This is a genomic window from Arthrobacter sp. ATA002 (assembly GCF_026898095.1).
In the GTDB taxonomy this organism is placed as follows: Bacteria; Actinomycetota; Actinomycetes; order Actinomycetales; family Micrococcaceae; genus Arthrobacter_B.
The window spans coordinates 2,326,588-2,352,680 of record NZ_CP114015.1 but is presented as its reverse complement, the minus strand read 5'-3'; the positions used below and the strand labels follow the sequence as shown (position 1 = coordinate 2,352,680).

The 26,093-nt window shown below is 61.0% G+C and carries 32 protein-coding genes and 1 pseudogene; 25 read left to right on the top strand and 8 right to left on the bottom strand.

Annotated features, from left to right (window positions below; genetic code table 11):
* Positions 1-384: 384 nt before the first annotated feature.
* Positions 385-648, top strand: a complete 264-nt coding sequence (locus tag OL239_RS11630) for an Lsr2 dimerization domain-containing protein (protein WP_268909088.1) — start codon at positions 385-387, stop codon at positions 646-648.
* Between the two features lie 92 nt (positions 649-740).
* Positions 741-893: pseudogene (locus tag OL239_RS20195) on the top strand (hypothetical protein); the annotation flags it as partial.
* A gap of 92 nt (positions 894-985) precedes the next feature.
* Here OL239_RS20195 and OL239_RS11625 read toward each other — a convergent pair.
* Positions 986-1,801, bottom strand: coding sequence for an NAD(P)H-binding protein (locus OL239_RS11625; protein WP_268909087.1), 816 nt, complete (start codon positions 1,799-1,801; stop codon positions 986-988).
* Positions 1,802-1,879: 78 nt separating this feature from the next.
* On the opposite strand from OL239_RS11625, the gene OL239_RS11620 reads away from it, so the two are divergent.
* Entirely contained in the window at positions 1,880-2,293 is a 414-nt protein-coding gene (locus OL239_RS11620) for a winged helix-turn-helix transcriptional regulator (protein WP_268909086.1), read from the top strand.
* Positions 2,294-2,379: 86 nt separating this feature from the next.
* Here OL239_RS11620 and OL239_RS11615 read toward each other — a convergent pair whose 3' ends face one another.
* Positions 2,380-3,231, bottom strand: coding sequence for a LysR family transcriptional regulator (locus tag OL239_RS11615; protein ID WP_268909085.1), 852 nt, complete (start codon positions 3,229-3,231; stop codon positions 2,380-2,382).
* A gap of 86 nt (positions 3,232-3,317) precedes the next feature.
* Here OL239_RS11615 and OL239_RS11610 point away from each other — a divergent pair, with 86 nt between their 5' ends.
* The 3 genes from OL239_RS11610 to OL239_RS11600 all read left to right on the top strand — a co-directional run bounded on the left by OL239_RS11610 (position 3,318) and on the right by OL239_RS11600 (position 5,194).
* Positions 3,318-4,229, top strand: coding sequence for an EamA family transporter (locus OL239_RS11610; RefSeq protein ID WP_268909084.1), 912 nt, complete (start codon positions 3,318-3,320; stop codon positions 4,227-4,229).
* A 331-nt stretch (positions 4,230-4,560) separates the two neighbouring features.
* On the top strand, positions 4,561-4,779 hold the full coding sequence (locus OL239_RS11605; protein WP_268909083.1) for an NAD(P)-binding domain-containing protein: 219 nt from the start codon (positions 4,561-4,563) through the stop codon (positions 4,777-4,779).
* Between the two features lie 43 nt (positions 4,780-4,822).
* Positions 4,823-5,194, top strand: coding sequence for an NADPH-dependent F420 reductase (locus tag OL239_RS11600; RefSeq protein ID WP_268909082.1), 372 nt, complete (start codon positions 4,823-4,825; stop codon positions 5,192-5,194).
* A gap of 146 nt (positions 5,195-5,340) precedes the next feature.
* Here OL239_RS11600 and OL239_RS11595 read toward each other — a convergent pair whose 3' ends face one another.
* Positions 5,341-6,243 carry an arginase family protein gene (locus tag OL239_RS11595; RefSeq protein ID WP_268909081.1) on the bottom strand — a complete coding sequence of 301 codons (903 nt, stop codon included), beginning with the start codon at positions 6,241-6,243 and terminating at the stop codon, positions 5,341-5,343.
* A 196-nt stretch (positions 6,244-6,439) separates the two neighbouring features.
* Between OL239_RS11595 and OL239_RS11590 the strand changes: the two genes are divergently transcribed.
* The 4 genes from OL239_RS11590 (at position 6,440) to OL239_RS11575 (ending at position 10,486) form a co-directional block, all read left to right on the top strand.
* Positions 6,440-7,210 carry an alpha/beta fold hydrolase gene (locus OL239_RS11590; RefSeq protein WP_268909080.1) on the top strand — a complete coding sequence of 257 codons (771 nt, stop codon included), beginning with the start codon at positions 6,440-6,442 and terminating at the stop codon, positions 7,208-7,210.
* 385 nt (positions 7,211-7,595) lie between these two features.
* Positions 7,596-8,051, top strand: a complete 456-nt coding sequence (locus OL239_RS11585; RefSeq protein WP_268909079.1) for a DUF6176 family protein — start codon at positions 7,596-7,598, stop codon at positions 8,049-8,051.
* A gap of 632 nt (positions 8,052-8,683) precedes the next feature.
* Positions 8,684-8,848, top strand: coding sequence for a hypothetical protein (locus OL239_RS11580; RefSeq protein ID WP_268909078.1), 165 nt, complete (start codon positions 8,684-8,686; stop codon positions 8,846-8,848).
* 891 nt (positions 8,849-9,739) lie between these two features.
* Entirely contained in the window at positions 9,740-10,486 is a 747-nt protein-coding gene (locus OL239_RS11575) for a formylglycine-generating enzyme family protein (RefSeq protein WP_268909077.1), read from the top strand.
* 48 nt (positions 10,487-10,534) lie between these two features.
* Here the strand turns inward: OL239_RS11575 and OL239_RS11570 are convergent, their stop codons facing one another.
* Complete coding sequence (locus OL239_RS11570; RefSeq protein ID WP_268909076.1) at positions 10,535-11,497, bottom strand: helix-turn-helix transcriptional regulator; 963 nt, start codon at positions 11,495-11,497, stop codon at positions 10,535-10,537.
* 94 nt (positions 11,498-11,591) lie between these two features.
* On the opposite strand from OL239_RS11570, the gene OL239_RS11565 reads away from it, so the two are divergent.
* From OL239_RS11565 to OL239_RS11520, 10 genes are all read left to right on the top strand, one after another.
* Positions 11,592-12,158 carry an ATP-binding cassette domain-containing protein gene (locus OL239_RS11565; protein WP_268909075.1) on the top strand — a complete coding sequence of 189 codons (567 nt, stop codon included), beginning with the start codon at positions 11,592-11,594 and terminating at the stop codon, positions 12,156-12,158.
* Entirely contained in the window at positions 12,155-12,601 is a 447-nt protein-coding gene (locus OL239_RS11560) for an ATP-binding protein DrrA1-3 family domain-containing protein (RefSeq protein WP_268909074.1), read from the top strand. Before OL239_RS11565 ends, OL239_RS11560 begins: the two co-directional genes overlap by 4 nt.
* Positions 12,598-13,383 (top strand): ABC transporter permease, encoded by a 786-nt coding sequence (locus OL239_RS11555; protein ID WP_268909073.1) that lies wholly within the window; start codon positions 12,598-12,600, stop codon positions 13,381-13,383. Before OL239_RS11560 ends, OL239_RS11555 begins: the two co-directional genes overlap by 4 nt.
* Positions 13,384-13,406: 23 nt before the next feature.
* Entirely contained in the window at positions 13,407-14,030 is a 624-nt protein-coding gene (locus OL239_RS11550) for an SDR family oxidoreductase (protein ID WP_268909072.1), read from the top strand.
* Positions 14,021-14,230: a hypothetical protein gene (locus OL239_RS11545; RefSeq protein ID WP_268909071.1), complete on the top strand. Its 210-nt coding sequence runs from the start codon at positions 14,021-14,023 to the stop codon at positions 14,228-14,230. Before OL239_RS11550 ends, OL239_RS11545 begins: the two co-directional genes overlap by 10 nt.
* A gap of 267 nt (positions 14,231-14,497) precedes the next feature.
* On the top strand, positions 14,498-14,728 hold the full coding sequence (locus OL239_RS11540; protein ID WP_268909070.1) for a hypothetical protein: 231 nt from the start codon (positions 14,498-14,500) through the stop codon (positions 14,726-14,728).
* Positions 14,729-15,013: 285 nt separating this feature from the next.
* Positions 15,014-15,439: a MarR family winged helix-turn-helix transcriptional regulator gene (locus OL239_RS11535; RefSeq protein ID WP_268909069.1), complete on the top strand. Its 426-nt coding sequence runs from the start codon at positions 15,014-15,016 to the stop codon at positions 15,437-15,439.
* Between the two features lie 17 nt (positions 15,440-15,456).
* Complete coding sequence (locus OL239_RS11530) at positions 15,457-16,668, top strand: MFS transporter (protein ID WP_268909068.1); 1,212 nt, start codon at positions 15,457-15,459, stop codon at positions 16,666-16,668.
* A 91-nt stretch (positions 16,669-16,759) separates the two neighbouring features.
* Positions 16,760-17,803, top strand: a complete 1,044-nt coding sequence (locus OL239_RS11525) for a GNAT family N-acetyltransferase (protein WP_329609409.1) — start codon at positions 16,760-16,762, stop codon at positions 17,801-17,803.
* 179 nt (positions 17,804-17,982) lie between these two features.
* Positions 17,983-18,525 carry an MOSC domain-containing protein gene (locus OL239_RS11520; protein ID WP_268909066.1) on the top strand — a complete coding sequence of 181 codons (543 nt, stop codon included), beginning with the start codon at positions 17,983-17,985 and terminating at the stop codon, positions 18,523-18,525.
* Positions 18,526-18,740: 215 nt separating this feature from the next.
* Here OL239_RS11520 and OL239_RS11515 read toward each other — a convergent pair whose 3' ends face one another.
* Both OL239_RS11515 and OL239_RS20190 read right to left on the bottom strand, forming a co-directional pair.
* Entirely contained in the window at positions 18,741-19,118 is a 378-nt protein-coding gene (locus OL239_RS11515) for a tyrosine-protein phosphatase (protein ID WP_442864298.1), read from the bottom strand.
* Positions 19,069-19,467 (bottom strand): tyrosine-protein phosphatase, encoded by a 399-nt coding sequence (locus OL239_RS20190; RefSeq protein WP_442864297.1) that lies wholly within the window; start codon positions 19,465-19,467, stop codon positions 19,069-19,071. Before OL239_RS20190 ends, OL239_RS11515 begins: the two co-directional genes overlap by 50 nt.
* Before the next feature lie 393 nt (positions 19,468-19,860).
* Between OL239_RS20190 and OL239_RS11510 the strand changes: the two genes are divergently transcribed.
* The 5 genes from OL239_RS11510 (at position 19,861) to OL239_RS11490 (ending at position 22,908) form a co-directional block, all read left to right on the top strand.
* On the top strand, positions 19,861-20,331 hold the full coding sequence (locus OL239_RS11510) for an RNA polymerase sigma factor (protein ID WP_268909064.1): 471 nt from the start codon (positions 19,861-19,863) through the stop codon (positions 20,329-20,331).
* Between the two features lie 259 nt (positions 20,332-20,590).
* A complete protein-coding gene (locus OL239_RS11505) occupies positions 20,591-21,166 on the top strand; it encodes a hypothetical protein (protein WP_268909063.1) in 576 nt (191 codons plus the stop codon).
* Positions 21,163-21,444: a hypothetical protein gene (locus tag OL239_RS11500; RefSeq protein ID WP_268909062.1), complete on the top strand. Its 282-nt coding sequence runs from the start codon at positions 21,163-21,165 to the stop codon at positions 21,442-21,444. The genes OL239_RS11505 and OL239_RS11500 overlap by 4 nt, the downstream gene beginning before the upstream one ends.
* 173 nt (positions 21,445-21,617) lie before the next feature.
* On the top strand, positions 21,618-22,514 hold the full coding sequence (locus tag OL239_RS11495; RefSeq protein ID WP_268909061.1) for an MFS transporter: 897 nt from the start codon (positions 21,618-21,620) through the stop codon (positions 22,512-22,514).
* An 82-nt stretch (positions 22,515-22,596) separates the two neighbouring features.
* Positions 22,597-22,908 carry a hypothetical protein gene (locus OL239_RS11490; protein ID WP_268909060.1) on the top strand — a complete coding sequence of 104 codons (312 nt, stop codon included), beginning with the start codon at positions 22,597-22,599 and terminating at the stop codon, positions 22,906-22,908.
* 65 nt (positions 22,909-22,973) lie between these two features.
* Here the strand turns inward: OL239_RS11490 and OL239_RS11485 are convergent, their stop codons facing one another.
* Both OL239_RS11485 and OL239_RS11480 read right to left on the bottom strand, forming a co-directional pair.
* Entirely contained in the window at positions 22,974-24,707 is a 1,734-nt protein-coding gene (locus OL239_RS11485) for a hypothetical protein (RefSeq protein ID WP_268909059.1), read from the bottom strand.
* Positions 24,659-25,417, bottom strand: a complete 759-nt coding sequence (locus OL239_RS11480; RefSeq protein ID WP_268909058.1) for a hypothetical protein — start codon at positions 25,415-25,417, stop codon at positions 24,659-24,661. Before OL239_RS11480 ends, OL239_RS11485 begins: the two co-directional genes overlap by 49 nt.
* Positions 25,418-26,093 lie beyond the last annotated feature (676 nt).

Below are 26,093 nucleotides of genomic sequence, written 5' to 3'. Positions count from 1 at the left end.
TTTTCTGAACGCCGGCATGACAATGACAGTACGCTTACCTTTCATCGCCGGGGCCGTTCTCCTGACCGGATGAACTGAGACACAATGCTGCGGCAGCTGCGGTTTCCGGTAATTCAATTGGGGGGTTGAATCGTGTCCGCAAATGAAAACCGTATTACCCGTCCGGTTGGTGAAACCGTGACAGCACTGGTCCGGGACGACGAATGCCGCTGCGCTCAATGCTGTATAACGGTCAACCTCCAATTACTGTCCCTGCAGGTTTGCGAATATGTGCAGGGATTGAACCTGCACCGAGACAGTGCAGCAGCAGCTAGAGACCGGGCAGGGCTGGAGTCGGTCCTGCAATCCCTGGGGATATAGAAGCCACCATTACCGGTATAGCCCGTGCCAGGGCAGCTTCATCATATACATCTGCGTACTGCGTGGTGGCCGGCACTGGGGTACCGGGTCCGTGAAGAACTAAGCGTCGACCCGGAGAAGGCACGCAAGGCCGGCAGCAGGAAAGAGGCGAAACCACGGCCCGCAGCCCTTGCCCGGGAAGAAACCCGCTGTATCTGGCAGTGGGCGCAGGAGAACGGATACCACCCCGGCAACCTGAGCCGGATCAACAAAACCATCCTCGAGGCCTACAAAGCCGCGAACTCCTGAACCGGTCTTGACGCGTCCTGCCGGTGGATAATCCCCGCATCATCGTCGGCCCCGGGATTCATCCCGGAGGCCGACGATGATGGTGGGTCGGCGTACACTGCGCGCCGGATATTGCCGCGTTCCGCGAAACGGAGCAGGCGGGCCGGGCGAAAGGAATGGCACGACGGCGGGCGTTGAGCAATACATCGGAACCCGTTATGGCTTCCAGTTCAACCCCACGGAACGGTCCACCGGCGGCTCAATAAATAGGGACCGGGTTGCGGGTGCTAAGGCGTCCGGTACCGCGCCCAGGGATCCCTCGCCGCGACATCTCAGCCCCTCCTCCCGGCACCAAAGCTCATGTTATTGGTCCGGTGCCTTGCAGCGTCTGATGAATGAAGTCGAGTGCATTCATTGGTTTCCGTTCAAGGAGGGCCTCGAGGTCCGTCCCGGTTTCTTCCAGGAATCCTCCGGCGATAGCGGAGTGGATGGATACCAGCATTCCTGGCTGGAAAGGCAACATACCGGCGCCGTCGAAAGACGCCCGAAGATGCTCAAGCGACGTCGGCTGGAAATCGACGCAAAGGGCTTGAGCTACGTGCGCGGCGGTGATGGTTTTGGCTCCGACAAGGTCATAGATATTCCCGGTGTGAGGGAGCGGGTTTGTTGCTACCTTGGCTGCCGCCATCGCCAGATCATCCCTGACCACGGGTGCCACACCATGAGGACCGAAGGCTGCCGTGATAGTCCCGTCCCGTGGGGAGAGCAGATCGGCGATGAGCTCGGCGTAGAGGCCGTTGCGCAGAATGGTCCAGGGAATCGAGCCGCGTCGGATGCGTTGCTCCGTCCACCTGTGCGCTAGGGCAAACCCCAAATGATCACCGGCGGCGGTCAGACTCGTATACACAATGTGTCTTACTCCGTCTCTTTCTGCCGCCTGCAAGGTGCGTCCATGGCGGGCAATGACAACATCGTCCTCTGCTGCCCCGGCGGAGATCATCACCAGAGTGTCCACGCCATCAAAGTGAAGGGTGTTCGCGTCATCGAAATCGATTCTTCGCAGGGCAGCATGGTTCGGCATCCGGGTCCCTCCCACCGCTTCCGCCCCCAGGGCATGGAGGTGGTCGAGGGTCGCGCTGCCAAGTGCTCCGGAAGCTCCGGTTACGAGAATCATGGTGTCCTTTTGGTGGTTCTGAAGAGTAACTAGACTCATCTTCTGTAACCAACAGCCGGGGCACAAGGAGGCACTTTCATGTCAGTCAGCCACACCGAAGTAACCGCTGACCTCGAGCCATGTGGCCTTCCAGAGCATCCTGACTGCGGTATCCGCGATGTTCTGGACAGGGTTGGTGACAAATGGTCTGTCCTCGTGATCGTGGAACTAGCGTCTGGAACCCGCCGTTTCCGTGAGCTCCAGCGTGCCATCGATGGGATTTCCCAACGTATGCTGACTCTCACGGTCCGCAGACTGGAGCGTGATGGACTGCTCACACGAACCGTTTACCCGACGGTTCCGGCACAAGTCACCTATGAACTCACCGACCGTGGCGCCAGCCTCACCCACCTCGTGAAGCAACTCGCGGACTGGTCTCTCGGCAGCCGCAACGCCATCGCGCGGTCCCGAGCCGAATACGACCAGAACAACCCCGGCCACAGCATCCGCTAAGAACGATCTGCAGGCCGATCGGCATCAGAGCACCGTTGACGCAGCGTCGCTGTAGAAGAGGTGGCCGGACAAGCTCTTGGCTGAAGTCAGAGGTAAAGGTCCGTGAGGAGGGTGAGGATCTCTTGTAATGCGGCCGGCGGGTCGGTTGTCGGCCATGCCGCGTAGATGGGTACTGGCGGCGCGTCGCGGACTCTCCGGTAGGTGAGGCCTTCACGGCGGTATTGGTGTGCTGTTGACTCCGCGGTGACGCCGCGGGCTGTGCCGCTGCTGATGATGGTGAGCCAGTCATCGACGTCGTGAGTGCTGATGGTGTGTTCCGGCTGTTGCCCATCCGGCCAGAGGTCCGGGCGGGTGCTTCCGGTGCCGTTATCCATGACCACCGGAATAGTCGGGATATGGGCGAGGGTGACAGTGCTTTTTCGGGCCAGCGGGTCATCGATGGACATCGCGCAGTAGCGTTTCTCGAAGGCGATCTGGACCAGCGTGATGCCGGTGGCATCTGGTACCCGGCGCAGGACCGCAAAATCAGCAGTGCCTTCGGCCAATCCTGCGGTGGGGGTGTTCGTGCGGATCAGGCGCAGGTCGTTGTGGGGCAGGGCTGCAGCCCAGCGGCGCTGGAGCTCAGGTGTGTGCTTGCCCAGGGCGGACCATGCGTATCCGATCCGGAGCGTACTCGCGCCGGCGGATACTTCCTGTTGAAGGTCACTGATCGTAGACAGCACCCGGCGGGCGTGGCGGATCACCCGTTCGCCGGCAGCCGTGGGTTCGACGCTGCGGGTGGTGCGGTGCAGGAGCCGGACGCCAAGAATCGATTCGAGGGCGGCGATATTGCGTGATACGGCCGTCTGCGAGATTCCGAGGTCGATCCCGGCGTCGGTGAAGGTGCCGGCTTCGACGACGCCGATCAGGGACCGAAGGTGACGCAGCTCTACTTCCATCCCCGCAGTGTATCCATGCATTTGACGCATCAATGTTGTGGTTCGTGCATTATGAGCAGGTAATTGGCGGCGTGCAGAATCCGACCATGACACAAGCATCAGGCACCGGTACGGGCAAACATTCCGGGAAGAGCGGTCGGCGTACCTCGGGGATTGCTGCCGCTGCGGTCGGGGCGCTGTCGAACCAGCTCGGGGCGGCCAGCGGTTCCTTGGCCTTCCCCGTTATCGGACCGGCCGGCGTCGTCGCTGTCCGCCAGCTTGTCGCCGCCATGATCTTGCTGCCCCTCGTCAGGCCTCGGATCCGAAGCCTGACCCGGACGCAGTGGTGGCCGGTGCTCTTATTGGCTGTGGTCTTTGGAACGATGAACCTCACCCTTTACCTGGCCATCGACCGTATTGGGCTTGGTTTGGCCGTGACCCTGGAATTCTGCGGCCCCCTCGCAGTCGCTCTTCTGGGTTCCCGCACCAGGAACAGTGCGGTCTGTGCCCTCATCGCAGGCGCCGGAGTCATCGCCATCACCCGCCCCCAACCGAGCACCGACTACCTCGGTATCGGCTTCGGTCTCATCGCCGCGTGCAGCTGGGCCGCGTATATCCTCCTCAACAGAACCATCGGAGCACGCATCCCGGGCGTGCAGGGGACAGCAACAGCAACAGCAGTCTCCGCCATCCTCTTCCTGCCTATCGGCGCCTGGATACTTATCACTACCCGCCCGGACGCTTTCACCCTCCTCTGCGCTGTCGGCGCGGGCGTCCTTGCCTCCGCCGTCCCTTTTGTCGCGGACCTGACCGCCCTGCGAAAGATTCCCGCCAGTCTCTTCGGGACCCTCATGAGCCTCAACCCTGTCCTGGCAGCACTCGTCGGAGCGCTCCTGTTCAAGGAAGGACTCGGCGGCATCGAATGGGCGGGAATAGCGCTGATCGTCACCGCGAATACCATCGGCCTGCTCCTGCCGAGCCGCACAATGTCAGTGACGAACAGGTTCAACAAAAGCTGATCCTGCCCAGGCGCCCCAGCGTGTCGGCGAGTTCGTCGAGGCGGGCAGTGTTGCGGCCCAGAGCCAGGATGGCGGAAGGCGCGAGAACACCCAGGCCCTGATGACCGGCGACCTCGCCAAGCTCCTCGGACGCCCCACCACGCCGCTGATCGATACCCTCACCAGCTGGTGCTGATCCGCGCCACCGGCTGATCCGCGCCACCGGCTGAGCCGCCGCCACCGGCTGAGCCGCCGCCAGCGGCCGCCACGGCCGCCGCGCAGTCCGGCAAGGGTGTTGGCCACCACCGCACCCTGCCGGCGCACCGGCACAACCCACTCCAAGGAGCCACCCGTGACCACGTCACCCCACACCGGACCCGGGACGATCGGCATCATCGGAGCCGGCAAGTCCGGGGTCGCGATCGCGCGCCTCGCCCTTGACGCCGGTTACACGGTGAAGATCGCATCCTCCGGCCCGGCACGACAGACCGCACTGATGACCGACATCGTCGCCCCCGGTGCTATCGCGGTAGACACAGCCTACGTCGGAGCCGGCACCGGCATTCTCTGACCTGCCCCTGCACCTGTTCGCCGGGCACATCGTCATTGACGTCATGAATTACTGGCCGCCCATCGACGGGGTCCTTCCCGAGTTCGATTACTCGGACCGCCCCTCGAGCGCGATCATTCAGGACGCCCTGCCGGCGACCACGCGGCTGGTGAAAACATTCAACCACCTCGGTTACCACCAGATGGAAGACCTCGCCCGGCCAACCGGCGACCCGGAGCGGGTCGCACTCGGTGTGGCCAGCGACGACGCCACCGCCGCACACGCGGTCATGGACTTCCTCGACGCCACAGGCTTCAACTCCGTCTACATCGGCGGACTCAGCCACAGCACCATTCTGCAGCCGGGGACCCCACTCTTCGGTGCCGCACTCAACGCACAACGGTTTCGGGATCAACTCACCCCGACGGCCCTATAAGCAGCAATGTCTGCGGCGGTACCGGCGTCGCATCTCAACATGTGCGGTGAGGGATCCATCACCGCGGCACCTCTGCCCACTCTTCCCACCATTTCCCAGAGCTCCGTCTCGCTGTCGTTGCACAGAACTAGTCACCCTCTGCCGCGTCAGTTCGCTGCGCCGAGACGGCTGAGGCCTGAGACGATGATGTTCATGACGAGTAGCGCATAACCGCCCTCGGGGTCGAGGTCTGGGTCGAAGACCGTCACAGATGCACCGATCGCGCGGGGTGCGAGTTGTTCAAGGAGTGCTATTAGTTCGTTAGCGTCAAGCCCTCCAGGGTCGGGGCTATCGACGGCTGGCATGACGGCTGGATCCAGGACGTCGACGTCGATCTGAAGCCAGTAGCCAGCTCCTGCAATCGCGTGCGCCCTTTCAGCGAGGTCCTCCGGGGCAGCCGTCGTTGCTTCCCTAGCGGAGATGACTAACCCCAAGGCTTGGCGCGCCTCTTCAGCGTGCTCATCGTTCTCCCTGTGGCCGATATGGGCGGCGCGGCCGGGAGCGAAATATGGGCCTTTGTCGTCGATGTTCGATATAGCCGGCCAATGCATCTTCACAGCTGCGGCGAGATCCTCGCCAGCGACACTTGCGCATTCATCGCTGTTGCCTGGGTGTCGGAAGTCGGTGTGCCCATCGACATGTACCAGGCCGGAGCGGCTGTGCTTGGCCAAAGCCAACCCGATCCCGAGAAGAATGCTGCAATCTCCTCCGATGACCAGAGGCGTGTCTCCTGCTTCGAGGACCCGGTCCAGCCGATCCGCAAGCCGGCGGGCATGGTCAATCATCGCCTTCTCGTTCCGGACATGGCCAGCTGGACGTGTGGCGTCATCGTCGACGTATCGACCGGGGATGATGACGCCTGCATCCCTGGCATGGTTCTCCAGCAGGCGGTCGGCCAATCCAGCTTCCCGGAGCGCCTCCGGTGCTTTACTGGTCCCGGGAATGCTACCCGGCACTGGAGGGCGCAGCCCGAGACCGGTCGGCGCAGAGAGGAAAGCGATCACCTGCATAGCTTGGCAGAGACGAACGGTTTTCTAAGGCACCATGCCTCCTAACGCCGCTGTGGTTCCGTAAGTCGATCCGCTGACGGAACTTGTTGGTGAGGCAGGATGAAAGCATGTTTGAACAATTCGTTGAATCGAACGTTGATGTTCGAGATCGAGATTCTCAGCTCTTCGTTCGAGTTGGAGGGAAGGGCCGCCTGTTTTGCTGCTTCATGGCCACCCGAGAACTTCGGCGACGTGGCACCGAGTAGCACCTAGGCTGGTCGAGGCCGGGTTCCAAGTTGTTTGCCCGGACCTACGCGGATACGGGCGGTCCAGCAAACCGGAACCCACTCCTGATCATTCAGCACATTCCAAACGTGCCACCTCGCAGGACATGCTTCAACTCATGAACCAGCTGGGCCACGAACAGTTTGTTCTGGCCGGCCATGACCGGGGCAGCTACTCCGCACTCCGTCTTGCCCTTGACTACCCGTCAGCGGTGTCAAAGCTCGCACTGCTGGACTGCATCCCCATCAGCGAACATCTCGCACGCGCTAACGCGAACTTCGCAACAAGCTGGTGGCACTGGTTCTTCTACGCGCAACCGGATATTCCTGAACGGGTCATAACCGCCGACCCCGACAGCTGGTACCAAGGTGATCCCGCGATCATGGGGCAGGAGAACTACGATGAGTGGCGTCAAGCAGTCCGAAACCCGGCGACAATCCGGGCAATGCTAGAGGACTACCGTGCCGGCCTAACGATCGACCGGGAACACGAGGAAGCGGATCGCACCGCTGGCAAGATTCTGCAGATGCCATTGCTGGTGCTTTGGTCCCTGCGGGATGACTTGGAACTGCTATACGGTAATCCGCTCGACATATGGAAGGACTGGGCATCCGACCTTCGCGGGCACGGCGTCGAATCCGGCCACCATATGGCAGAAGAAGCCCCCGACGAACTTGCAACGACACTCATCAACTTCTTCTGACTCTGCGCAGTTTCCCACCCCGGGAATCAAAGAGTTCCAAGTTCCGCCGCTGGGCGTCTGGTGAGTCGACGGTGAGTTCAGCCCATCGTTGTAAAACCGAGACCATGAGCAAACTGCGGCTCAAAGATTTTGTCTTCCACCTCAGGCCACCCAGAGGCGTCCTAGTGGGGATCCCTGTCCGTGCGTCGCATCTGATCCGACTCAGCCCAGCCCCTTTTGTCCCTACGCATCGAGCGGATCCAACGCGCTGTGCTGGGCACCGCCGGCTGAGAGGGCCCTTCCATGACAGATATGTTCTCTTCTCTCTGATTCCTTCACGAATCGTGTGAGCTCGGCAGATTGCTCTTCGAATGTTGGATGCATCGCTATATGTGAGAATGACCGGATGAATGAGAAAATGCCCTACATTCCTTTCCGCCCCGTATCCAGAGACTTTCCTGGACACCCGATGCCGGCATCGGTGCCCAACGGACTTCAACTGCAATTGAGTCGATCACGAATCGTGGAAGGGATGGAAGAAGAGTTCGATGAGTGGATGAGCATGCTCAACACTCGGTACGACGAGTGCGTGGAGACGCTACCGGCGGAGCGTGCTGTTTTCGAAGCAACCTTCCGGCACGAGGAAGCAGACGGATCAACTTGGATTTACCATTTGAGCCTCATGGGGGACGACGGATCCGGACTGGACGAGAGTAATCCCGTTGACGCAGCACACGCTGAGTACAATCAGCGTGTTAAGGAACGCGGATGGGAGGAGTTGATCCCTAAGTTCATGCTGACCCCGACTCATCTACGTGATGCCATGGCCCATTGGGGCCGGACGGGCGAAATACCAAGTTAGGAACTAGCTCTCGTGCTATTGGGGATGAGGAACCACCGCTTCCGTGCGGAAGATCGGCTCGTTCCCTGAGCTACCTTTACCCCATGCCTGCGAGTCAATATCCTCTTTTAAGAGGTCACGACCGAGCTCGGGGGAGTGACCATGGGCGTCACGGTCAGGGGTCGCCTTACGGATACCACAAGCACTTCGGTCTTTCCAGCACCAAAACTAGGCTCAGATCATTGAGAGCTTTATTCAACCGTTATACCAATATGTCTCATGTTTACAACTTTGTTTATTTATCCAGGCGCAGAATAAACAATATCGGTGACCGTTTGTCGTTCTGGCAACCACGAGGAGGAAAAATGCGGGGCTACATATCGGTCCTTAGCCTGCCGGGGACAACTCGCTTCATGACTGCGGGACTCATCGCACGAGTTCCCATCGGCATGCGCACTGTCGGCACTATTCTTCTCGTTTCTGCCTTTACCGGCTCTTTTGCCTTGGCGGGGGCCGTTGCAGCTACTATGACGATCGCCAGCGCAATCACAGCGCCGGTCATCGGAAGGATGACTGGTCGCCACTGGCAATCGGTTCTCATCTTTTGGACTCTCCCTGCGCATGTTTTGGCCACAGTAGCGTTGGTCCTGTTGGTGTCGCAGCAAGCCCCCGCATGGACATATTTCCTGTCAGCGGCAGTGGCCGGACTCGTTACCGTTCCCATCGGTTCATTGATCCGTACCCGCTGGAGCGAGGCAACGTCGGGCACCGATTACCGGCCCTCCGCCTATGCCTTGGAGGGGTTCTGGATGAACTGATCTATATTGTCGGACCCGTTGTTGTTACGGCCCTGGCAGTTGGCGTACATCCGGCAGCTGGCCTACTGGGGGCTTTGATCCTGTACGTACTTGGCTGTATCGCTTTTTCGTTCCTGCGAGCAACCGAACCCCGCATCCGCCCAATAAACGTGGCCGCGGCTCCAGGGCGGTTCATTGCTTCGGGGGTCGGCGTATTAATGTGCGTTTACTTCTTAGCTGGCCTGTACCTTGGAACCCTGGATATCGGTGTCATTGCCTTCGCCGAGGAAAGGAGGCTCCGGCCAGCGCTGGGTTGCTTCTTGGTTTGCTGGCGGCGGGCAGTGCTTTATCCGGTCTCATCTATGGCTCACGCGGCTGGGCCAAACCCCTGCCGGTTCAACTACTCGCCGCGGCTGTAGTGCTAACTGTCGGGTCGTTGCCTTTGCTCGGAGCACAAACGGTCACGTCAATGGGTATCTTCATTGTGGTAGCCGGCGTTGGGCTGGCTCCCGTTCTGATTTCGGCCAGCTCCCTGGTTGGTGACTTGGTTGCTGATCGATCCCTCACCGAGAGTCTTGCCTGGCTCTCAAGTGCGGTAACTCTTGGCATGGCTTTAGGAGCCAGTGGTGGGGGTGCCTTGGTAGATCAGTTCGGCAGCACCGCGGCCCTTAGCCTTGGCGCCGCCAGTGCAGGGCTAACAATTCTGGTAACAGCTTCGGGTCTACGAACACTGAGCAAGAAACAACCGAGTCCCAGCTAATTCTCTCGAATTTGATTCTCCGCCATAGGTTTCTCCTCGACCGCTGACCCGTTTAACAGAACAGATTGGGTTCTGCGTCAGTCATGTATCCCGGTGAGGGATCGGCTACCGCCATACGACGTTTCTCCTTACTTCGGTGAGAGCATGGCGGAATGGCTACTCTCGATGTTCGCCCTCTGCCGGCAGGAACGGTGGATCTGCATGACGCACGACGCCGACGTCACTGGTCCGTGGAGCTCGAACCGTTCTCCATCGGAGTCGTTCCCGTTACTGAGGCCAAATACGCCCAGGTGATGGGCGATGATAAATCAAGTGCCATGTCGCCCGTGGTGGATCTGAGCTGGCTGGATGCAGTCAGGTTCTGCAACGCCGCATCAATTCACGACGGACTCGTGCCCGTCTGTGTAATGGATGATGGCAAGGTGACTTGGCAGACGGAAGGTACCGGGTACCGGCTGCCGACGGAAGCCGAATGGGAGTATGCCTGCCGGGCCGGAACGACGGGGCCGCACTACGGATCCCTCGGTCGGATCGCGTGGGCTGCCGATGATCAGGTGGATGAACCTCAAGCTGTCGGGTTGAAGCAGCCCAACGCTTTCGGCCTGTATGACACGCTGGGTAACGCTTGGGAATGGTGCTGGGATCTGCTCGACCCAGCACGCTATGGCGACTACCGAGTCTTTCGGGGAGGTGGATTTGCCGACAAACGTTGGAGTGTTCGAGCGTCCACGCGGCGGGGAGGAGCGCCCGGGATGAAGCATCCCGACGTTGGCCTGCGAGTAGCCACAGGCCTTTTTCATAGGGGGCAAACTGCACAGGGCTGGTCAGCTCAAGTAGACGCCAAGCGAGGGACCGTCAGGGGGCCTTTACCGTCAGGCTGGACGCCTTTACGTAAGTAGTACGCCGCCTAGCCCTGCTAACCCGCGCGGTGACCCTAAGAAGGATCGTCATAATCCCTGCACCGTAGCTGCTTGGAGGCGTTCCCCCCAGCCGCGCATGTATTCAATCGCTTCAGGAGGTCCATGGACGGTAAAGCTGACGCCGAGGGCGGCCAGGCAGAACGCTGCCCACTCGAGAGAATCGGCAGCGATCCGAACCTCACACCGTCCCTCGTCTGTCGGGCCAACGCTGCCGTATTCTGCAACTTGCTGCCGCACCCGGTCTGCGGGTGCCTGGACGCTCGCGTGGACCAGGTATTTCGCTGGCATGGACCTAATCTGACGGTGCACATAATCCACAGGATCGTCATCAGGCAGCTCACGCGGAGCGAAGGTTGCGCCCGTCCGGGTCGGATTCGTAATGCGATCGAGGCGGAAGGTGCGCCAGTCAGCGCGCCCCTGATCCCAAGCGATCAGATAAAGACGTTGCTCGACCGCGACGGTTCGGTGCGGGTGTGTGGTCCGCTCCCTTGTCCGACCATCGCGTGAACGATAACCGAAGGTCAGTACGTCGCGATCGCGGCAGGCCAGGGCCACCGTGGTCAGGCAGGTGACGTCAGCGATGTTATTCCGTGGGCGGTCCGTGCGTGGGCCGGCGACGCTGGACAGGCTGTCGATACGACGGCGGATGCGTGCAGGGAGCACCTGGACGACCTTCGCCATCGCGCTTATTGCGGCGTCGCCCGACGGAGCATAAGCCCCCGACGCCACCTCCCGGAGGCCCATCACCACAGCTGCAGCCTCTTCCTCGCTGAGCACCAGAGGTGGCAGCGATGCACCGGAGCTCAGCTGGTAGCCGCCGCCCGTGCCCCGCGTCGTCATAATGGGGTACCCGTGTTCCTGGAGCCCGTCAACGTCGCGCCGCAGAGTGCGTGGGCTCACGCCGAGTCGGCGCGCGAGCTCGGCTCCGGGCCAGTGCCGCCGATTCTGGAGTAGACCAAGCAACTCAAGGGCACGGGTGCTGGTTGACATGCTGCAAGGCTAGTTCACCTTGCGGACATATGGTGGCCACAAGCCCTGCCACGATGGGAACCACTACTCATCGGCAGGAACGGAGCATGGATCCATGATTGAGACCGACAGTCTCTCGCGCAGTTTTCACGCACCGGACGGCGAGGAGGTGTTTGCTGTGCGGGGGATCGATCTTCGCATCGAGGCAGGGGAGACCGTGGCTGTTCTAGGTCCTAACGGGGCCGGCAAGAGCACCCTGATGCGGATGCTCTCCACACTCCTTCCGCCCTCGAGCGGTTCCGCGAGGGTAGCCGGGTTCGATGTGGCAAGCCAGGGTGGGATGGTGCGGGAACATATCGGCTACGTCGGCCAGGGCAACGGTGCCGGACACACCCAGCGCGCCATCGATGAGGTGGTTACGCAGGGGCGGATCTACGGGCTCGGCCGGGCTGCGGCTCGTCAGCGGGCAGGAGAGCTGCTTGCGGTTCTCGGGTTGGAGAACCTGGCCAAGCGTAAGACGCAGGCGATGAGCGGCGGCCAGCGGCGTCGGCTCGATCTCGCGATCGGCTTGGTCAACAAGCCCCTCTGCTTTTCCTGGACGAACCGACAACAGGCCTGGACCCGCAGAACCGCAGCAACCTGTGGGATCACATCATCAGGGTCCGGCAGGAGGCGCACATGACGGTCCTGTTCAGCACCCACTACCTTGAGGAAGCAGGTCAGGTCGCGGACCGCATCGTCGTGGTCGATCATGGCCGCATCATCGCCAACGGTTCGCCCGGGGAACTCAAGCAGCGTCACGTTGGCGACCGATTTACTCTGGACGTTCCTGACGCCGAGGACGCTGACCGTCTGCGGCCGCTGTTGATGCAAATGCGCGGAGTCCGCAGCGTCACCGTCGACGGTTGCACTGTGACTGCGCAGGCCGACGACGGCCGCGGCACCCTCGCGGCAGCGATCTCCTGTGCTCACCGCCACAATATTGCTGTCACCGCCGCAGATGCCCAGCTCCCCACCCTCGACGACGTGTTCCTCGAGCTCACCGGTCGGAGCCTGCGTGATACCGGCGAACCTGCTGTCGAGTCCAGCCATGAGAACGACGAGCCCCAGGAGCAGTCGGCATGACAACAGCCACCGCGACTCCAACCCGTCCCCGGAGCGTCCTCAGCGACAGCGTCATCGTCATGGGACGCGAGCTGCGCCCCGTGATCAGCGATCCGTTCTCCCTTGTCGCGGGCATGGTGCAGCCGCTGTTCTTCCTGCTCCTGTTCGGACCGCTCATCGCAGCAGGCGCACCCCCAACCGATGGATCGCCCTGGGCTTGGTTTGTTCCCGGCATTCTCGTGATGACCGCCTTGTTCGGCACTGCAGGAACCGGTTCCAATCTCCAGTTTGACCTTCAAAACGGCTCCCACGAACGGCTCCTCGTCACGCCGTTGTCGCGATCCTCGCTCTTCATTGGCCGCGCGCTCAAAGAGTTCATGCCCCTGGTGGCTCAGGCCGTCATCGTGGTCCTGGTCATGATCCCGTTCGGCTTCCGGCCCAGCCCAGCCGGCGCCGTTCTCGGGCTGGTCCTGCTCGGCATCCTCGGAATCGGCATTGGGTCCCTGAGCTACGCACTTGCCATCGCAGTCCGGCGCCAGGACTGGGTGTTCTGGACCGTGCACCAGACCGTGCTGTTCCCACTCATGATTCTCTCCGGGATGCTCCTGCCCCTGGAAAACGGCCCGGCCTGGATGCGCACCCTCTCCCGGCTCAATCCCCTCACCCACGTCGTCAACGCCGAACGCGAGCTCTTCGCAGGCCAGCTCAGCCCCGACGTCGGACTCGGGTTCCTCGCTGCCACCGTCACCGCAACCCTCGGCCTGCTCCTCGGGCTCCGAACTCTTCGAACCAGCACCAGCTAACCCCCCTACGAAAGGACTCACCCATGCGCATTCTCGTCACCGGAGCCACCGGCCAGGTTGGACGCAACCTCGTCGCCCAGCTCCAGGAAGCCGGCCACACGGTTCGTGCTCTCACCCGCGATCCCGCCAACGCCGACCTGCCCGCCGGAGTCGAGGCGGTAGCAGGCGACCTCACCGACACCACCACCCTGGAGACAGCGTTCGAAGGAATGGACGCCGTCCACCTGATCACATTCGGCGGCGACGAGCGCGAAGATCTCACCAATGGGAAGGAGATCGTTCAACTCGCCGAGCGCGCCGGCATCAGCCGGGCCACGGTCCTCGGCGGCTGGGAACCCACCAACGTCGAAGAAGCCCTGCAGGCCAGCTCCATCGCCTGGACCATCCTGCAACCGGCCGAGTTTATGGCCAACGCGCTCGACTTCGCTCCCGAGGTCCGTGCCGCACGCACAGTTTCCATGCTCGCTGCCTATCCCAGCGCCGTCGTGCATGAAGCCGACATCGCCGGCGTCGTCGTGACAGCCCTCACGACAGATGGGCACGGGGGCAAGGCCTACCCGCTGACCGGGCCGGAGGCACTCACCCTGCTGAGCGAACACATTTCCTCGCTGAAGCAATCGGTGAGCCGATCGAGTTCGTGCAACTGAGCGAGGAAACAGAACGCGAACGGCTGCGTGGCTTCGGGTACGACGACGACTACGTCGAATTCGGCATCCAGTTGGCCACCAACCCGCCGGAGGTCGCCGACACGATCCTGCCCACTATCGAAGAGGTAACCGGTCGCCCGGCGCGCACCTTTGCCCAGTGGGCTCACGAGCACGCCCACCAGTTCCGGACCACGCCCTGATCTTTAGCTCACTTGCAAGGTGTCCTACCCTTGATCAGGACCGTCATCCCTCAGCAGCAAGTCCAAACAGTCTAAATAGTCCGGTCTCGAGAAACCGCCCGCTGAAGGATCCCTCGGCGGTGATCTAGAACGACTACTTTCGAGTGATCGCGGAAACATGCAAGGTCGGCTGCATGGACCCTGATCCAATGCAGAGCTTTCGTCGGCGGCGGGCACAACGTAGTGGGCGGACAGCAAGGTCAGAGTTGCAGGCCTCGGGAGGAAAATGTGATCAAGCGGGGAAAACGTCGTTTCAACTGGCTACTTGCTGCCATTGCGGCGGCAATTGCAGGCGTTGCGGCGATGTTCTCGCGGTCGGGAACCTGTACTGACTTTGTTGCGGTGGCGAGTGAATGCAGTATTGGCCCTTCCCCGTCCACCATCATCCTGGCGGCACTCCTTTGGGGCATGGCGGTGTGGCTTCTCTACGTATGGTGGCGCGACGATCGACGAGCATGAGGCTGGGCCATGGAAAGTGGAGAGTGCCGGGAGGAGCTGGTGACGCGTTCGGCCAGGGATCCTAAGCGGACACCATAGCGTCCTAGGATCCACCGGGTGACGGACGTGCCCGTATTTTCGTGCAAGAGAGTGTTCGGATTGAGGGTTTCGCGGTGAGCTGGACCTGTCGCTGAGAGGGAATCACGAGCAGAAATATATAAGCCCTGTTATATTAGCGCTGTGATAAATAGTGAAGATCCTACGGAGTTCAGTCATCTGCTTCCCCTAAAGCTCCTGCTCCATGGCATGGACGCTGACATCGCATCACTGTATCCAGCTCAGGGAGCCGGTGCCGTCAACACGCGGTTCAGTATGGTGCTCGTTCGGTTGAAGTATCGGGGACCATTGACCATCCGTGACTTGGCAGCCCAGGTCGGTGTCACCCACTCAGCGATGAGCCAAACGGTTGCAGCCATGAAGAAGCACGGATTGATCGAGAGCTCACCCGGAATGGATGCCAGGACAAGGCTCGTTCAGCTCACCGACGCAGGTCTGGCTCTGGTGCCGTTTCTTGAAGCGGAATGGCGGGCGACGGAAGCGGCGTGGGCGGAGCTCGAGAAGGAAATCCCTTACGCCCTCGCTCAGGTTGTTGATGATTTGAACACCGCGCTGGAACGCCGGTCCTTCCGGGATCGGCTTCTCGCGCACCTCGATCCACGGTTCCGCTCGTGAAGGGGGCCAGTGGGTGGATGGACCTTCGTCCTCTGCGTACCAGCCCGACCTTCCGGAGGTTGTGGATCGGTACCTCACTGCAGTCACTCGGACGGCAAATTACGGTCGTAGCGGTGCTGTATCAGGTGTGGGAAGTCACTGGCAGCTCCTTCTGGGTCGGCGTTGTCGGGCTCGTCTACGCCGTACCGACAATCGTCCTGGGCCTCATTGGCGGGTCGCTGGCCGACGTCGTCGACCGCAAAAAACTCATCCTCTGGACGACATGCGGTGCCCTGTTTGCCTCCGTCCTCCTCGCGCTGCAAGCAGCATCAAACCTCAGCTCGTTACTGCTTCTCCTGGGGCTGGTCTGCCTGCAGACAGCCTTTACCTCACTGGGTAGCGCGGCCCGTCGCACGGTCGTCGTTCGACTACTTCCTCAGGATCAGGTGGGCGCCGGCATCGCGCTCTCCCATATCAGCTTCCAGGCCGGCACGCTCATGGGGCCGGCCCTTGCCGGTCTACTCATCGCGTGGGTAGGCCTTACTGGCTGCTACGTAATTGAGGCTCTGTGTTTCGGCGCTGCCCTTTACGGGATCGCGGGATTACCTTCCCTTCGGCCGATCGACCAGCTCGGGAAAGCAGGAGCGTCCGCCATCATCGACGGTATGCGCTTTATAAGGAGAAATCCGCCCTTGTCGGGCTCATTTCTCAGCGATCTTGCCGCCACCCTGCTTGCCATGCCCATCGCTCTCTTTCCCGCAATGAACGAAGAGCGATTCGCCGGGAACCCCGAAACGCTCGGGTTGTTTCTCTCCGCCATCGCCGTCGGAGGAATCGGGGCCAGCGACCTCTCCGGGCTCGTCACTAGACAAGGCCGGCCCGGCGTCGTTCAACTGGGCGCCGCAGCAGTCTGGGGCGTAGCCCTGGCCGCGGTAGGACTAGTCGATGGCCTGCTACCAACGCTGCTCTTCCTTGCAGCAGCCGGTGCCGCCGACACCATTGCCGTTATATCCCGCGGAACCCTCCTCCAACTTGCCACCCCAGATCACTATCGCGGGAGAGTCAGCGCCGTGGAGAACGTTGTCGGTGTCGCAGGCCCTGAACTAGGGAACTTTCGTGCAGGAATCGTCGCGAGTATCGCATCCCCTGCGGTCTCACTGACCTCAGGCGGCATCCTCTGCGTGGTCGCCATCGCAACCATCGCTGCACGCAATAAGCCCCTCACGCGCTACCGCATTGACACCACGTAGGCAGAAGCGACTCACACCTCCCCATCAAGGGATCCCTCACCGGACGGGCTCGCCCGCAAACACCGAAGCATAGGTGGCTTCCACCTTTCCAATGATTGGTGCACGGATTGATCAAAGGCATTCCAGTTGTGCTGCTGTTTCGCCTTTCCACATTAGGTTGGTACGTATGAATATTCGCCGTTTAGATCTTGCCAATAACCAAGCACTGGCAGACGCGTATGAGGTTGAGCGTGCAGCGAACCTCAAGTCGCGGCCTGATTGGGTAGGTCGGGGTTTAGATGCCCGCATCCTCGGGTGGCGTGCTGAGGACGGTTGGGTCAAGCGCCTCCTTGGGGCATGGGACGGGTCGACGTTGCAGGGGTTTGTTGCGGGCATGACCTCCGAAGACGAACCAGAGACGACGTGGATTTTCATCTGGGTGCACCCGGAGTACCAGGACAATGGCATCGGCAGTGCACTGATAGTTGCCGCTGAAGCTGACTCCCCGTCAACAACCACACGGTTCGTCACCAGTGCTTACCGGCCGACAGTGGAGAATATCGCTGCCCTTGAGAAGCGGTTCCTCAACCCGCTCGGCTACACGGTCGCGACGACCGAGACGGTCGTCGAGTTGGACCTTCAAGCCGCGGATCTGCCTCCGATTCCAGCAGTAGAGGGCTACACCATCTCCACACACCTCAATGGAGTGCCCGTCCGATACCGCGAGCAAGTAGGTCAGATCAAAGGTCTGGTCGACGCGGAAGCTCCCAATGGTGAACTCGGATGGAGCGAGACTGCCGTGTCGCCAGCAGAATACGCGCGCGAGATCGACAGGTGGGTCGCACAGGGATCAGCGGCAGTGGAGTCAATTGCGGTGACCGAGAACGACGACGTGGCGGCCTGGACTTGCCTCGTAAGCGCTGCGACCGATGAGCGTCCGGCGGACATCGAGGGGACCCTCGTCCTTCGGGAACATCGCGGCCACGGATTGGGAGCTGCGGTGAAACTGGCATCTCTGTACGAGGCGAAGAAGCTCGAAGCAGTAAGCCGCGTGAGGACAAGCAGCGACGACCAGAACACATGGATGCGATCTATCAATACCGATCTTGGGTTCAAGCCCGTGGAATCAGAAGCCATCTTTCATAAGACTCGATAACCCGACCCGGTCAGCTGGCGTCCCGCAGAACGATCGGCTTACGAGCGGTGTCAACACCGGATTCGGCCTATAGGCTGTGGCAGAGCCTGAAGTCTTGAAGCGCTCGTTCTAGCCCGGCACTGGATTGCGGAACGCTATGACTACTGTGCTCAGAAGCTAGTCACGTACGGGGGGACAAGATGAGCAGCATCGTTGTATCAGTCAGCCGGAGCGCTGCGCACAATTTCACGAAGGAGCCGCGTCCATCCATTGTGCTTGTGGAAGGGCTAGGGGTAGAAGGTGACGCCCACTCCGGGACTACCGTCCAACACCTCTCAAGAGTTCGGGCTGACCCTACACAGCCCAACCTGCGGCAGGTGCATCTGATTCACGCGGAACTGTTCGAGGAGCTCGCATTGAAGGGCTTTGCGGTGCACGCCGGTGACCTCGGAGAGAACATCACCACCAACGGCCTTGATCTCTTGGATCTGCCTGAGGGAACACTTTTGCGAGTAGGAGCAGACGCTGTTATTAAGGTGACTGGTCTTCGTAATCCCTGCTTGCAGATTGATCGCTTCCAAACAGGTCTTCTGAAAGCAGTGCTGCCCCGAGATTCTAAAGGGCATGTGGTCCGCAAAGCAGGAATCATGGGCGTCGTAGTCATGGGCGGCGAAGTAAGGGTCGGAGACAGCATTGCAGTAGAAGTCCCTGCTAAACCACATCGTCCCTTGGCGCGCGTTTGAACCACCCCTTTCCAGCTGCCTGCAGTCTGACCCCTGATCTGAGTGTTTCTTGAGTCTCAACTGACGCAAGAAACCAGAAGCGAGTTGGCCGTCCCGTGCAAGGATCCCTAAAACAGAGCTCCTGAGGTGCGTCGTCCGGCGCTGCTTAGGCGTCGCGACGAACGACCGTTCTACGGAGCGCCACTTCATGGAACGGTAAGTACCTGCGCCTTCTGCTAATGGGCCTGCGTCTCAACTCCGAGTAAGGACGATTTGAGGAACGCTGGTACTTCATCCTTGACGCAGGCTGCACCCAACCAGTCGTCGGTGACCACAGCCATCGCAGCCTGGATGCTCTCTAGGGCCGTTGTGTCGGCCCGTTGTAGGGCAGTATCCAGTTTCTCCACGGCGCCTGGTTCGCGCGCTTGAAGATTGCGGGCGCTGAGAAGATAGTCCTCTGCAATTCCTTCTGCTGTCGCGCCGGCGAGGGTGAGCAGGAGCAGCGACATGATGCCCGTCCTGTCGTGGCCACGACCGCAGTGCAAAAGAACTGGCCGCTCTACGTCAGCAAATGCATTCAGAGCGGAGCCGTACAGATCGGGCCAGCGTTCCAGGGCGTCTTTGAAATACAGGGGTTGCCCAAAGGCCTGTACACGCCCACCGTTCCATAAAGTCGTCGTCTGATCCGTCTTCGATCGGCAAGCGAAGCAGCTCCGCCGATATGCCCTCAGGGACTTCAACGGGGCGGTTTGCACGTAGGGCGGCTTCTCCTTCCAGGCCTCCTGTCTCCAGAGAAACGATCGTGCGAATACCGTAAGAGGCCAGTTGTTCCCACCCTGTCGGCGTAAGCATCAGGGGATGGTCCGAGCGCGCAAAAGCCCCTGCAACTGTGTAACCGCCGCCCTCCAGCGGGATTCCACCCAGATCTCTGGCATTGACCAGCCCGGACCAGTCCAACTTCATCGTCACATTTATCCCCTTCAAGGCAGCGGTAGATTGGTGACGAGCATACATGGATGGCCCCAAACCTTACCGGGAACAAACAGCTAGATAACAAGATGGATTGTTGGCACGAAAACGATCCTTCCATGCCGCTGGCTTCCAGGCAGCTGGATCCCTCGTTACGTCCAGCGCCCTTGACCGTATGCCTCACGTCTCCAGGGGATCGATCTGGACGCAGAGGCTGGATCCTGGCCAGCCTGGGCCGGAATGACCAATTAGATAGCATCCTTTTCAAGATCGCTAAGAAATAGTTTGAACGCTTGGTTACCCTTTGGTGGCTGCCGGACATTAACAGGGCATGAGCTTACAAACCGTCCGGAAGGAACAAGTGGTCTCGGAGAGGGAAAACGCTTCTTGGCCACCCACACTGCCTGTCACGACCGTGTTTACCGCTATTTTCGCCGTCGAACGGATAACGCCACCACCGCAGAAGATCTTTGTGCCGAAGTTTTCAGGATCACCTGGGAAAAAACGGGGCAAGACGCGGGTCTCTCGGTCATGGTGGTCTTCGGAATTGCGAAAAACGTGCTCCGCAACCATGACCGGTCAGCACTTCGGGCCTCCAGCCTCCTCGGAGCTCTGCAGCTCGAACGGGACAGCGTCCGCGACCAGGATGAATCGCGGATCCAGGAGGCCTTGAGCAAGTTGGGCGCCGACGACCGCGAAGTCCTGCTCCTGACATATTGGGACGGCTTTAGCTCCGTCGAGGTCTCGGACCTGCTCGATACCAGCGCCACCGCAGTCAGGATGCGTTTGCACCGCGCACGCAAGGCACTGAGTCGCCTGTTAGACGAGGAAACACAGCCACAGGGAGCCAAAAAATGAGGACAGCAAATACACCGGACGACGTCGAACGGCAGCTTATTGCGGCCGATCCCGGGCGCGCCATCACCGAAACAGAACTTGCCGCCAGCAGAAGCAGATCCCTTGCGGTCATGGGCTCTGCGGCCATTGGGGTCGGGTCCGTATCCAGGATCAGCGACCATACCCGGCTGCACACCCGATTCGGGCCAGCCCGCCGCGTCGCGGACGCCGTGTACTGCTGGCCTCGGCGGCCGCGGCTCTGCTCGTGGGCGGCGTTATCGTGGCCGACGTCGTCCGGCCTGGCAGCCCCGGTACCACCGCCGAAGCCGCCGAAGTCCTGAACAACGCCGCAGATGCCACCATCCGAACCTCGGATCCTGTAATAGGTCCAGGCCAGTATCTGCTGGTGGACACCAAGGCAGTCTATTCTTACGCCAACATGACCGTGCCCGGGGAGGTGTATACGTGGCTTGTCAGCGGGAATGAGCAGTTGTACGTGCCCGCAGATCGGTCAGGAGAGTGGATCTTGAACCAGGATCCGAGTGTCCCCGTCCAGTTCTTCGACGAGGCCTCACGCCAGTTCGCCGAGAAGCAGCGAATGGAACGTGAGGACCCCGCGCGTGGGCCGATCGCGACCACGCCTTACACTGATCCTCTGATGCGCGCTCCCGGAGGCAACTTCTATGACGATCAACAGACAATCTTTAACAACATGCCACTAGGCGAGGCAGTGGACACTGCACCCCGGGATCCTAAAGCGTTGTTGGATTTCATTTATCAACGCAACGCGGGGAAGGAGCCACAGCAGAGGAGCAAGCCTTTAAAACCATCGCCGAAGCGCTGGGCACAGGTGTGATTCCGGCCGATCTGCGCGCTGCACTGTATGAAGCGGCAGCTCTGATGCCCGAGGTGACGGTGCTGGACCGTCAAGCGACACTTGATGGACGGACCGGTATCTCGATAGGAATGAACAATGCCGATCATGTGGCACGGGTCGAGATAATAATCGATCCGGACACCGGTTTGCTGATAGGGGAACGCGAGGTCCTCTTGAAGGATTGGGCAGGCATGCCAGCCGGAACCTCTCCGGTCTGGACCGCGGTGACCACTTCCGTGGTCGCTGAGGCTCCCTGAAAGTGTGGACCGGGCCGTCCAGTGGGCGGCTCGGTCCAATGAAATTGCCCGCTTCGATGCGGAACCCGGCCGTCTACTAGCAGGTCGCGGTGAGGGATTGGATTACGGGCGCTGCGTCAGGCAAAGTTCCTGCAATCCCTGAGACGATCGGGTCATGGACGCAATGTTCGTGAATGGAACCGTTGGCGCTGGAAAGTCGACCCTCTACGGGAAGTGCAGTAGCCGGCGGTTTGGTCGCCTTGGTAACGGCACCTTTCGCTCTCCTTCTCGGTGCAACAACTCACTTCGTTTCCGGAGTGGTACTGCTGTCCCTGAAACACGCCGCGACTGATAAGCCCCCCTTGCGCACGGAAGGTTCCGTGCGTCGCAAGGTCGGCGAGGGTTTGCGCTGGATCTACCGCCACCCTCGGCTCGGACCATTAGCTTGGTCCAGTCACGCCTGGTTTATCGGCTCCGCGATGATGGGGGCAGTCCTTCCGGCGTTGGTATTGGATGACCTGAGGATCGGTGCGCTCGGACTTGGCCTGGTTCTCACTGGTGCAGGAATCGGTTCTGTCGTGGGAACCCTCATCTCGATACGTATCGGGCAGAGGTGGGGTACCGGTAGAACGATGGTCACTGCCCGACTCATCCAACCGGTAGCGCTGGCGCTGATCGCCTTCTCTCCGCTGGTGGCTGTCGCATACGGTCCACTGACTGATCAGGCCTATGGATCGCCTGCTGACTGGCCGACGCCGCTCTGGGCCGCGTTCGCCGTCGCTGTGGGGGGACAGTTCCTTTTCTGGATGTCGATGGGCGTTGAGGGCCCTCTGGAGATGGGTTATTGGCAGGCTGTAACGCCAGACAAACTCATCGCAAGAATGAGTGCCACCAAACGCTCGATGAACCGGGGAATGATCGTCCTTGGCGCACCCCTCGGAGGGTTCGTTGCCACCATCACAAGTTCCTCCATCGCCCTCTGGGCCGCCGCCGGAGTCATGTTGCTGTCAGCCTCGATGCTGCTGTTCTCCAAGTTCCGAAACGCAAACGTCGAGAACGATCAACTCACCGACGAAGAAGCCCTGACCTGACCTGATCGCACACTAACGGATCCCTCGCCGTCCACAGGGGGATCCCCAACGGGCGGGCTGTGCAGACGACTTTGGACATTCTGTGCAGTCGACTTCGGAAACTGACAGGTCCGACGACGGTGCAGCGGACACCGCGCCCCGTCCTTCCTACGTGCGTGACGCCGCGCCGGTAAGGCTGCCGCTAATCGGATTGGCCGCTCTGGTGGCTACGGCCCGCGTCACCGTGAGCGGGGTCTTGGCAGTGAGCCTGGCGCTGTTTGAGCGGCTCGAAACATGGTTGGTCCGGCACGGGGTGGATCGGCCGCGGCATGTGATGGCGGTTATCGCGGCCGTGGGCTCCCTGGTTCTGGACCAGGTGGCGGGCTCAAAGGACTCCAAGGGTGCCAGTCAGTAAAATCACCGAATCGCACACGCCATAGCCGGCCGGACGAGGCTGGAACCCACGGGGTTAGCTCCGTTCTAGGCCTCGCGTTCGGCGTCGAGCAGGGCCTGGGCACGCCGGGCAACATCGGAATCGCGAACCGAGAGCACCGAGACCAGGTATTCGAACCTGCGGATCTGGTCCGTGTAATCCGGGCCGAGACGCTGGGCCAACGGCCGGGACGCGAGCTCCTCGGCCATCCGCCAGGCCACGGCCAGCGCACTTTCGAAGAGCCGCTGGTCGCTGTTGGCCGCCAGCGGCGCCGAACCGCGATCAAACATGAACACCGCGTTGAGCCGAGAATCGTCCAACCCCAGGGTCAATGCCTCCAGCTCCTTGCGGACGGTGCGCAACCTGGCAGCGTCCTTGCCGAAGCGGCCCAGACGCATGGACATGCTGCCGCCGTAGCGCAGCACCTGATAACCGATGAACAGGACAATCCCAAAGATTGGGAACAGGAACAGGATCAGGGCGTCCGAGTCTTCAATCTCCCAAGCGTTGCCATTCCACTGTTGCCCTTTCGCAAATTGCTCCAGAGGATAGGACACCGATTCCTCAGGCTCACCAATGAAGAATTCACTGGTATCCCAGTTGAACGCGCTCATCCGGCGCGCATCGCCAGAGTAGACCGCCGACGTCATCCACGCGGGCACCGTCGTGTACCCGTTATCGAAGAAATATACGGGCACCACCGCTTGCCCGGGGAGCAGTTCCCCGGTGCTCCCGTCAACCAAGTGGGGGTATTCGGCCTTGAGCTTCCACATGGTTTCCAGCAGCAGGTTGGCGTCGACGCGCGAGGCCGCCAAAGGGTCCTGCGGGTCATACTTCCCGGCGTTCACCTCATAATCCCTGCTGAGTTGCAGGTCATCCTCCGCGTCCCCGACAACTACCGTCACTTCGAGGTCCTCAAGGTAATTGTCCTGTAGATTACGGCGGATTTCTTCCACATCGAACTTGCTGTCATCCGGCTCGAAGCTCAACGCCTGCAGCGGCCGGCTTCCGGTCGGCAAATTTCCGGAAGCATCATCGATAGTGAAAACGACCATCAAGCTCAGGAAGAGCGCGGCGAACGCCAGGATGATTCCGGCCAGCACCATGGCGCCGGTGCCGATGCCCTTGCGAAGTTTTGGACTCACCGGGACCTTGCGCCGTGCCTGTTCCGGCGCGTCATCGAATTCGGGGAGGCTGCCGAACACTTCGCCGGCCATGGCATTCGCCGCGTCCAGCGCATTCAGGGAACGCCTTGAACCCTGGGGGGTCAGCCCAAGGCTTGTGCGCAACACGCTCAGGTCCTCGGTGGGCCGCTGGATCACAGAAGGACGCCGCTCCGCCAGGCGGCGCAGCTTCCGCCGGGGCAAGGTGCGGCGCAACTGCCGCGAGAGGGCACTCGCTTGGCGTTTGAGTCCGCGCTCCGCGCGCTCCCACCTGCGTACGGCAGGTTCGGCTCCAGCCGTCTCGCCGGTGCTGGCCTCAAGCAGTGCGTCCAGCGCGGATTCGAGGTCCATGATGATCCGGGGCTCGACGGCACCGTTGGGGGCGGCGCGCAGGCGCGTTAACAGTTCCCTGGTGGCGAACGTTAGCGGCGCGGCGAGCCGCTGGAGAGTGTTTTCGCCACTGCCGGAGGGTCCGATGACGGCGCCGGCACCCATCACTGCATCGGCCGATGCCACCAAGTCCGACACCTGGGACTCGAACCTTTCAACCTCCCGAGCGGTCTTCGATGTCATGCCGCTGGCGCGCGCACACACCGCTGCGACGACTTTTTTCTCCATGCGGGCCAAATCCAAAGACGCGTCACGCACCTTGGTCCAGGCGGCGGTGAACCCCGGGGGCGTTGCTCCGGATCGATGGCCAGATAGGTCACCTCGAGAGCCTCAAGATCCAGGACCACCCCTGCCAGACGTCTTTGAGCGGCTGTAAGCCGACGAAAGCGGGCCTCCCAGTTAGAGCGGTGCCGCAGAGCCTGGGACATGGCAAACGCGGTCAGTACCAACCCCAGGATGGTGCCCATGAGCCATGGCCAGAATGATTGCTCCGGCCCGTCGGAGAGCTGCAGGGACGCTTCTTGTGCCGCGGCGACCACTGCCAACGGGCCATGGCCCAGCCCAACATTAACCTGGTACGCATCGTGGACGTCCTGACCGGCAACGAGGTCTTGGGCCGGATCTTCGAAGACAGGGCGGATTCCCACTTTGTCGAGGGCCTGGGTCTGCCTGATCGTGTCATAGCGGGCACGGTCCTTGCTGGGCTCCGGCAGCTTAGTGCTCAGCAGGATATCGGTGCCTGGAGCGAGGTTCCCCTGCTGTTCCTCAAGACTTAATGTCCGGTCGGTGACCACGAGGGTAAGTGGCCGCCATGAAGCGACGGGTTCATCAAGTGCGGCCTCGACCGTTTCCTGGGAAATATTCCACGGGTGCTGGCCCTCAACAACGATCCGGACCTCGGAGCGCGGCTGCATCGTGGTGACCACGACCCCGGTCATTCCGATAACCAAGGTGACAACCCCGAGAAAAATCGGAATCCAAGGGAGGCCGAAGTCCGGCCTGTTATGGGAACGGATCAGCTGTTTACTTTTGCGGCTCATGGACTCAATCCCGGGTATTTGGGTGCGAACCAGCCAATCCTAACGACAATTCAGTAAGCGCCCGGACCAGGATTACCACGTCCACGCTTATGGGGGCCTCTGAACCTTTGCCACCTCTTCTTTCAGTACTTGGCCCCTCCTAAACGGAAGCCATAGGGCGACCAACTTAGTGAAAGCAGAACAATACCGATGATGAGTGGAAGCGGCAGAAGCCGCGCGAGCACGAGGTGCCAAATCATCCGCGCCGCCAAGACAACACCGCCGGCGGCTGCGTTATCCGTTCGACCGCGAAGATAACGGTAAACACGGTCGTGACGGCCAATAAGGGTATTCACACTATTTCAGAGCGATCGTCTAAAGAAACATTTTCCTGCGAGAGCATAGTGCCAAGTAAGGCGCAAAATCCTGTTGCCGGGACGGGTGCGTTTGTTGGAAGTGGCGCCGCTTGCGACGTACCCCTCCATGACCGTGCGCATGTGATCTTCCGCCGGGGAGCCGGTGGGGCGGATAAACGGGTTCGCCGCCATCGAGGTGCCCAGATCCTTCACCGGGTGCTATCCCGCAAGTTCAAATG

Coding starts and splice junctions, on each gene's coding strand:
- OL239_RS11520 (WP_268909066.1), top strand. CDS start 17,983: ATGAGCAGCATCGTTGTATCAGTCAGCCGGAGCGCTGCGCACAATTTC.
- OL239_RS11570 (WP_268909076.1), bottom strand. CDS start 11,497: ATGTCAACCAGCACCCGTGCCCTTGAGTTGCTTGGTCTACTCCAGAAT.
- OL239_RS11530 (WP_268909068.1), top strand. CDS start 15,457: ATGGACCTTCGTCCTCTGCGTACCAGCCCGACCTTCCGGAGGTTGTGG.
- OL239_RS11585 (WP_268909079.1), top strand. CDS start 7,596: ATGAATGAGAAAATGCCCTACATTCCTTTCCGCCCCGTATCCAGAGAC.
- OL239_RS11555 (WP_268909073.1), top strand. CDS start 12,598: ATGACAACAGCCACCGCGACTCCAACCCGTCCCCGGAGCGTCCTCAGC.
- OL239_RS11485 (WP_268909059.1), bottom strand. CDS start 24,707: ATGGAGAAAAAAGTCGTCGCAGCGGTGTGTGCGCGCGCCAGCGGCATG.
- OL239_RS11565 (WP_268909075.1), top strand. CDS start 11,592: ATGATTGAGACCGACAGTCTCTCGCGCAGTTTTCACGCACCGGACGGC.
- OL239_RS11480 (WP_268909058.1), bottom strand. CDS start 25,417: ATGACCGGGGTCGTGGTCACCACGATGCAGCCGCGCTCCGAGGTCCGG.
- OL239_RS11535 (WP_268909069.1), top strand. CDS start 15,014: ATGGACGCTGACATCGCATCACTGTATCCAGCTCAGGGAGCCGGTGCC.
- OL239_RS11560 (WP_268909074.1), top strand. CDS start 12,155: ATGACGGTCCTGTTCAGCACCCACTACCTTGAGGAAGCAGGTCAGGTC.
- OL239_RS11495 (WP_268909061.1), top strand. CDS start 21,618: ATGGAACCGTTGGCGCTGGAAAGTCGACCCTCTACGGGAAGTGCAGTA.
- OL239_RS11550 (WP_268909072.1), top strand. CDS start 13,407: ATGCGCATTCTCGTCACCGGAGCCACCGGCCAGGTTGGACGCAACCTC.
- OL239_RS11525 (WP_329609409.1), top strand. CDS start 16,760: ATGATTGGTGCACGGATTGATCAAAGGCATTCCAGTTGTGCTGCTGTT.
- OL239_RS11610 (WP_268909084.1), top strand. CDS start 3,318: ATGACACAAGCATCAGGCACCGGTACGGGCAAACATTCCGGGAAGAGC.
- OL239_RS11595 (WP_268909081.1), bottom strand. CDS start 6,243: ATGCAGGTGATCGCTTTCCTCTCTGCGCCGACCGGTCTCGGGCTGCGC.
- OL239_RS11620 (WP_268909086.1), top strand. CDS start 1,880: ATGTCAGTCAGCCACACCGAAGTAACCGCTGACCTCGAGCCATGTGGC.
- OL239_RS11625 (WP_268909087.1), bottom strand. CDS start 1,801: ATGATTCTCGTAACCGGAGCTTCCGGAGCACTTGGCAGCGCGACCCTC.
- OL239_RS11575 (WP_268909077.1), top strand. CDS start 9,740: ATGGCTACTCTCGATGTTCGCCCTCTGCCGGCAGGAACGGTGGATCTG.
- OL239_RS20190 (WP_442864297.1), bottom strand. CDS start 19,467: ATGAAGTTGGACTGGTCCGGGCTGGTCAATGCCAGAGATCTGGGTGGA.
- OL239_RS11600 (WP_268909082.1), top strand. CDS start 4,823: ATGAATTACTGGCCGCCCATCGACGGGGTCCTTCCCGAGTTCGATTAC.
- OL239_RS11615 (WP_268909085.1), bottom strand. CDS start 3,231: ATGGAAGTAGAGCTGCGTCACCTTCGGTCCCTGATCGGCGTCGTCGAA.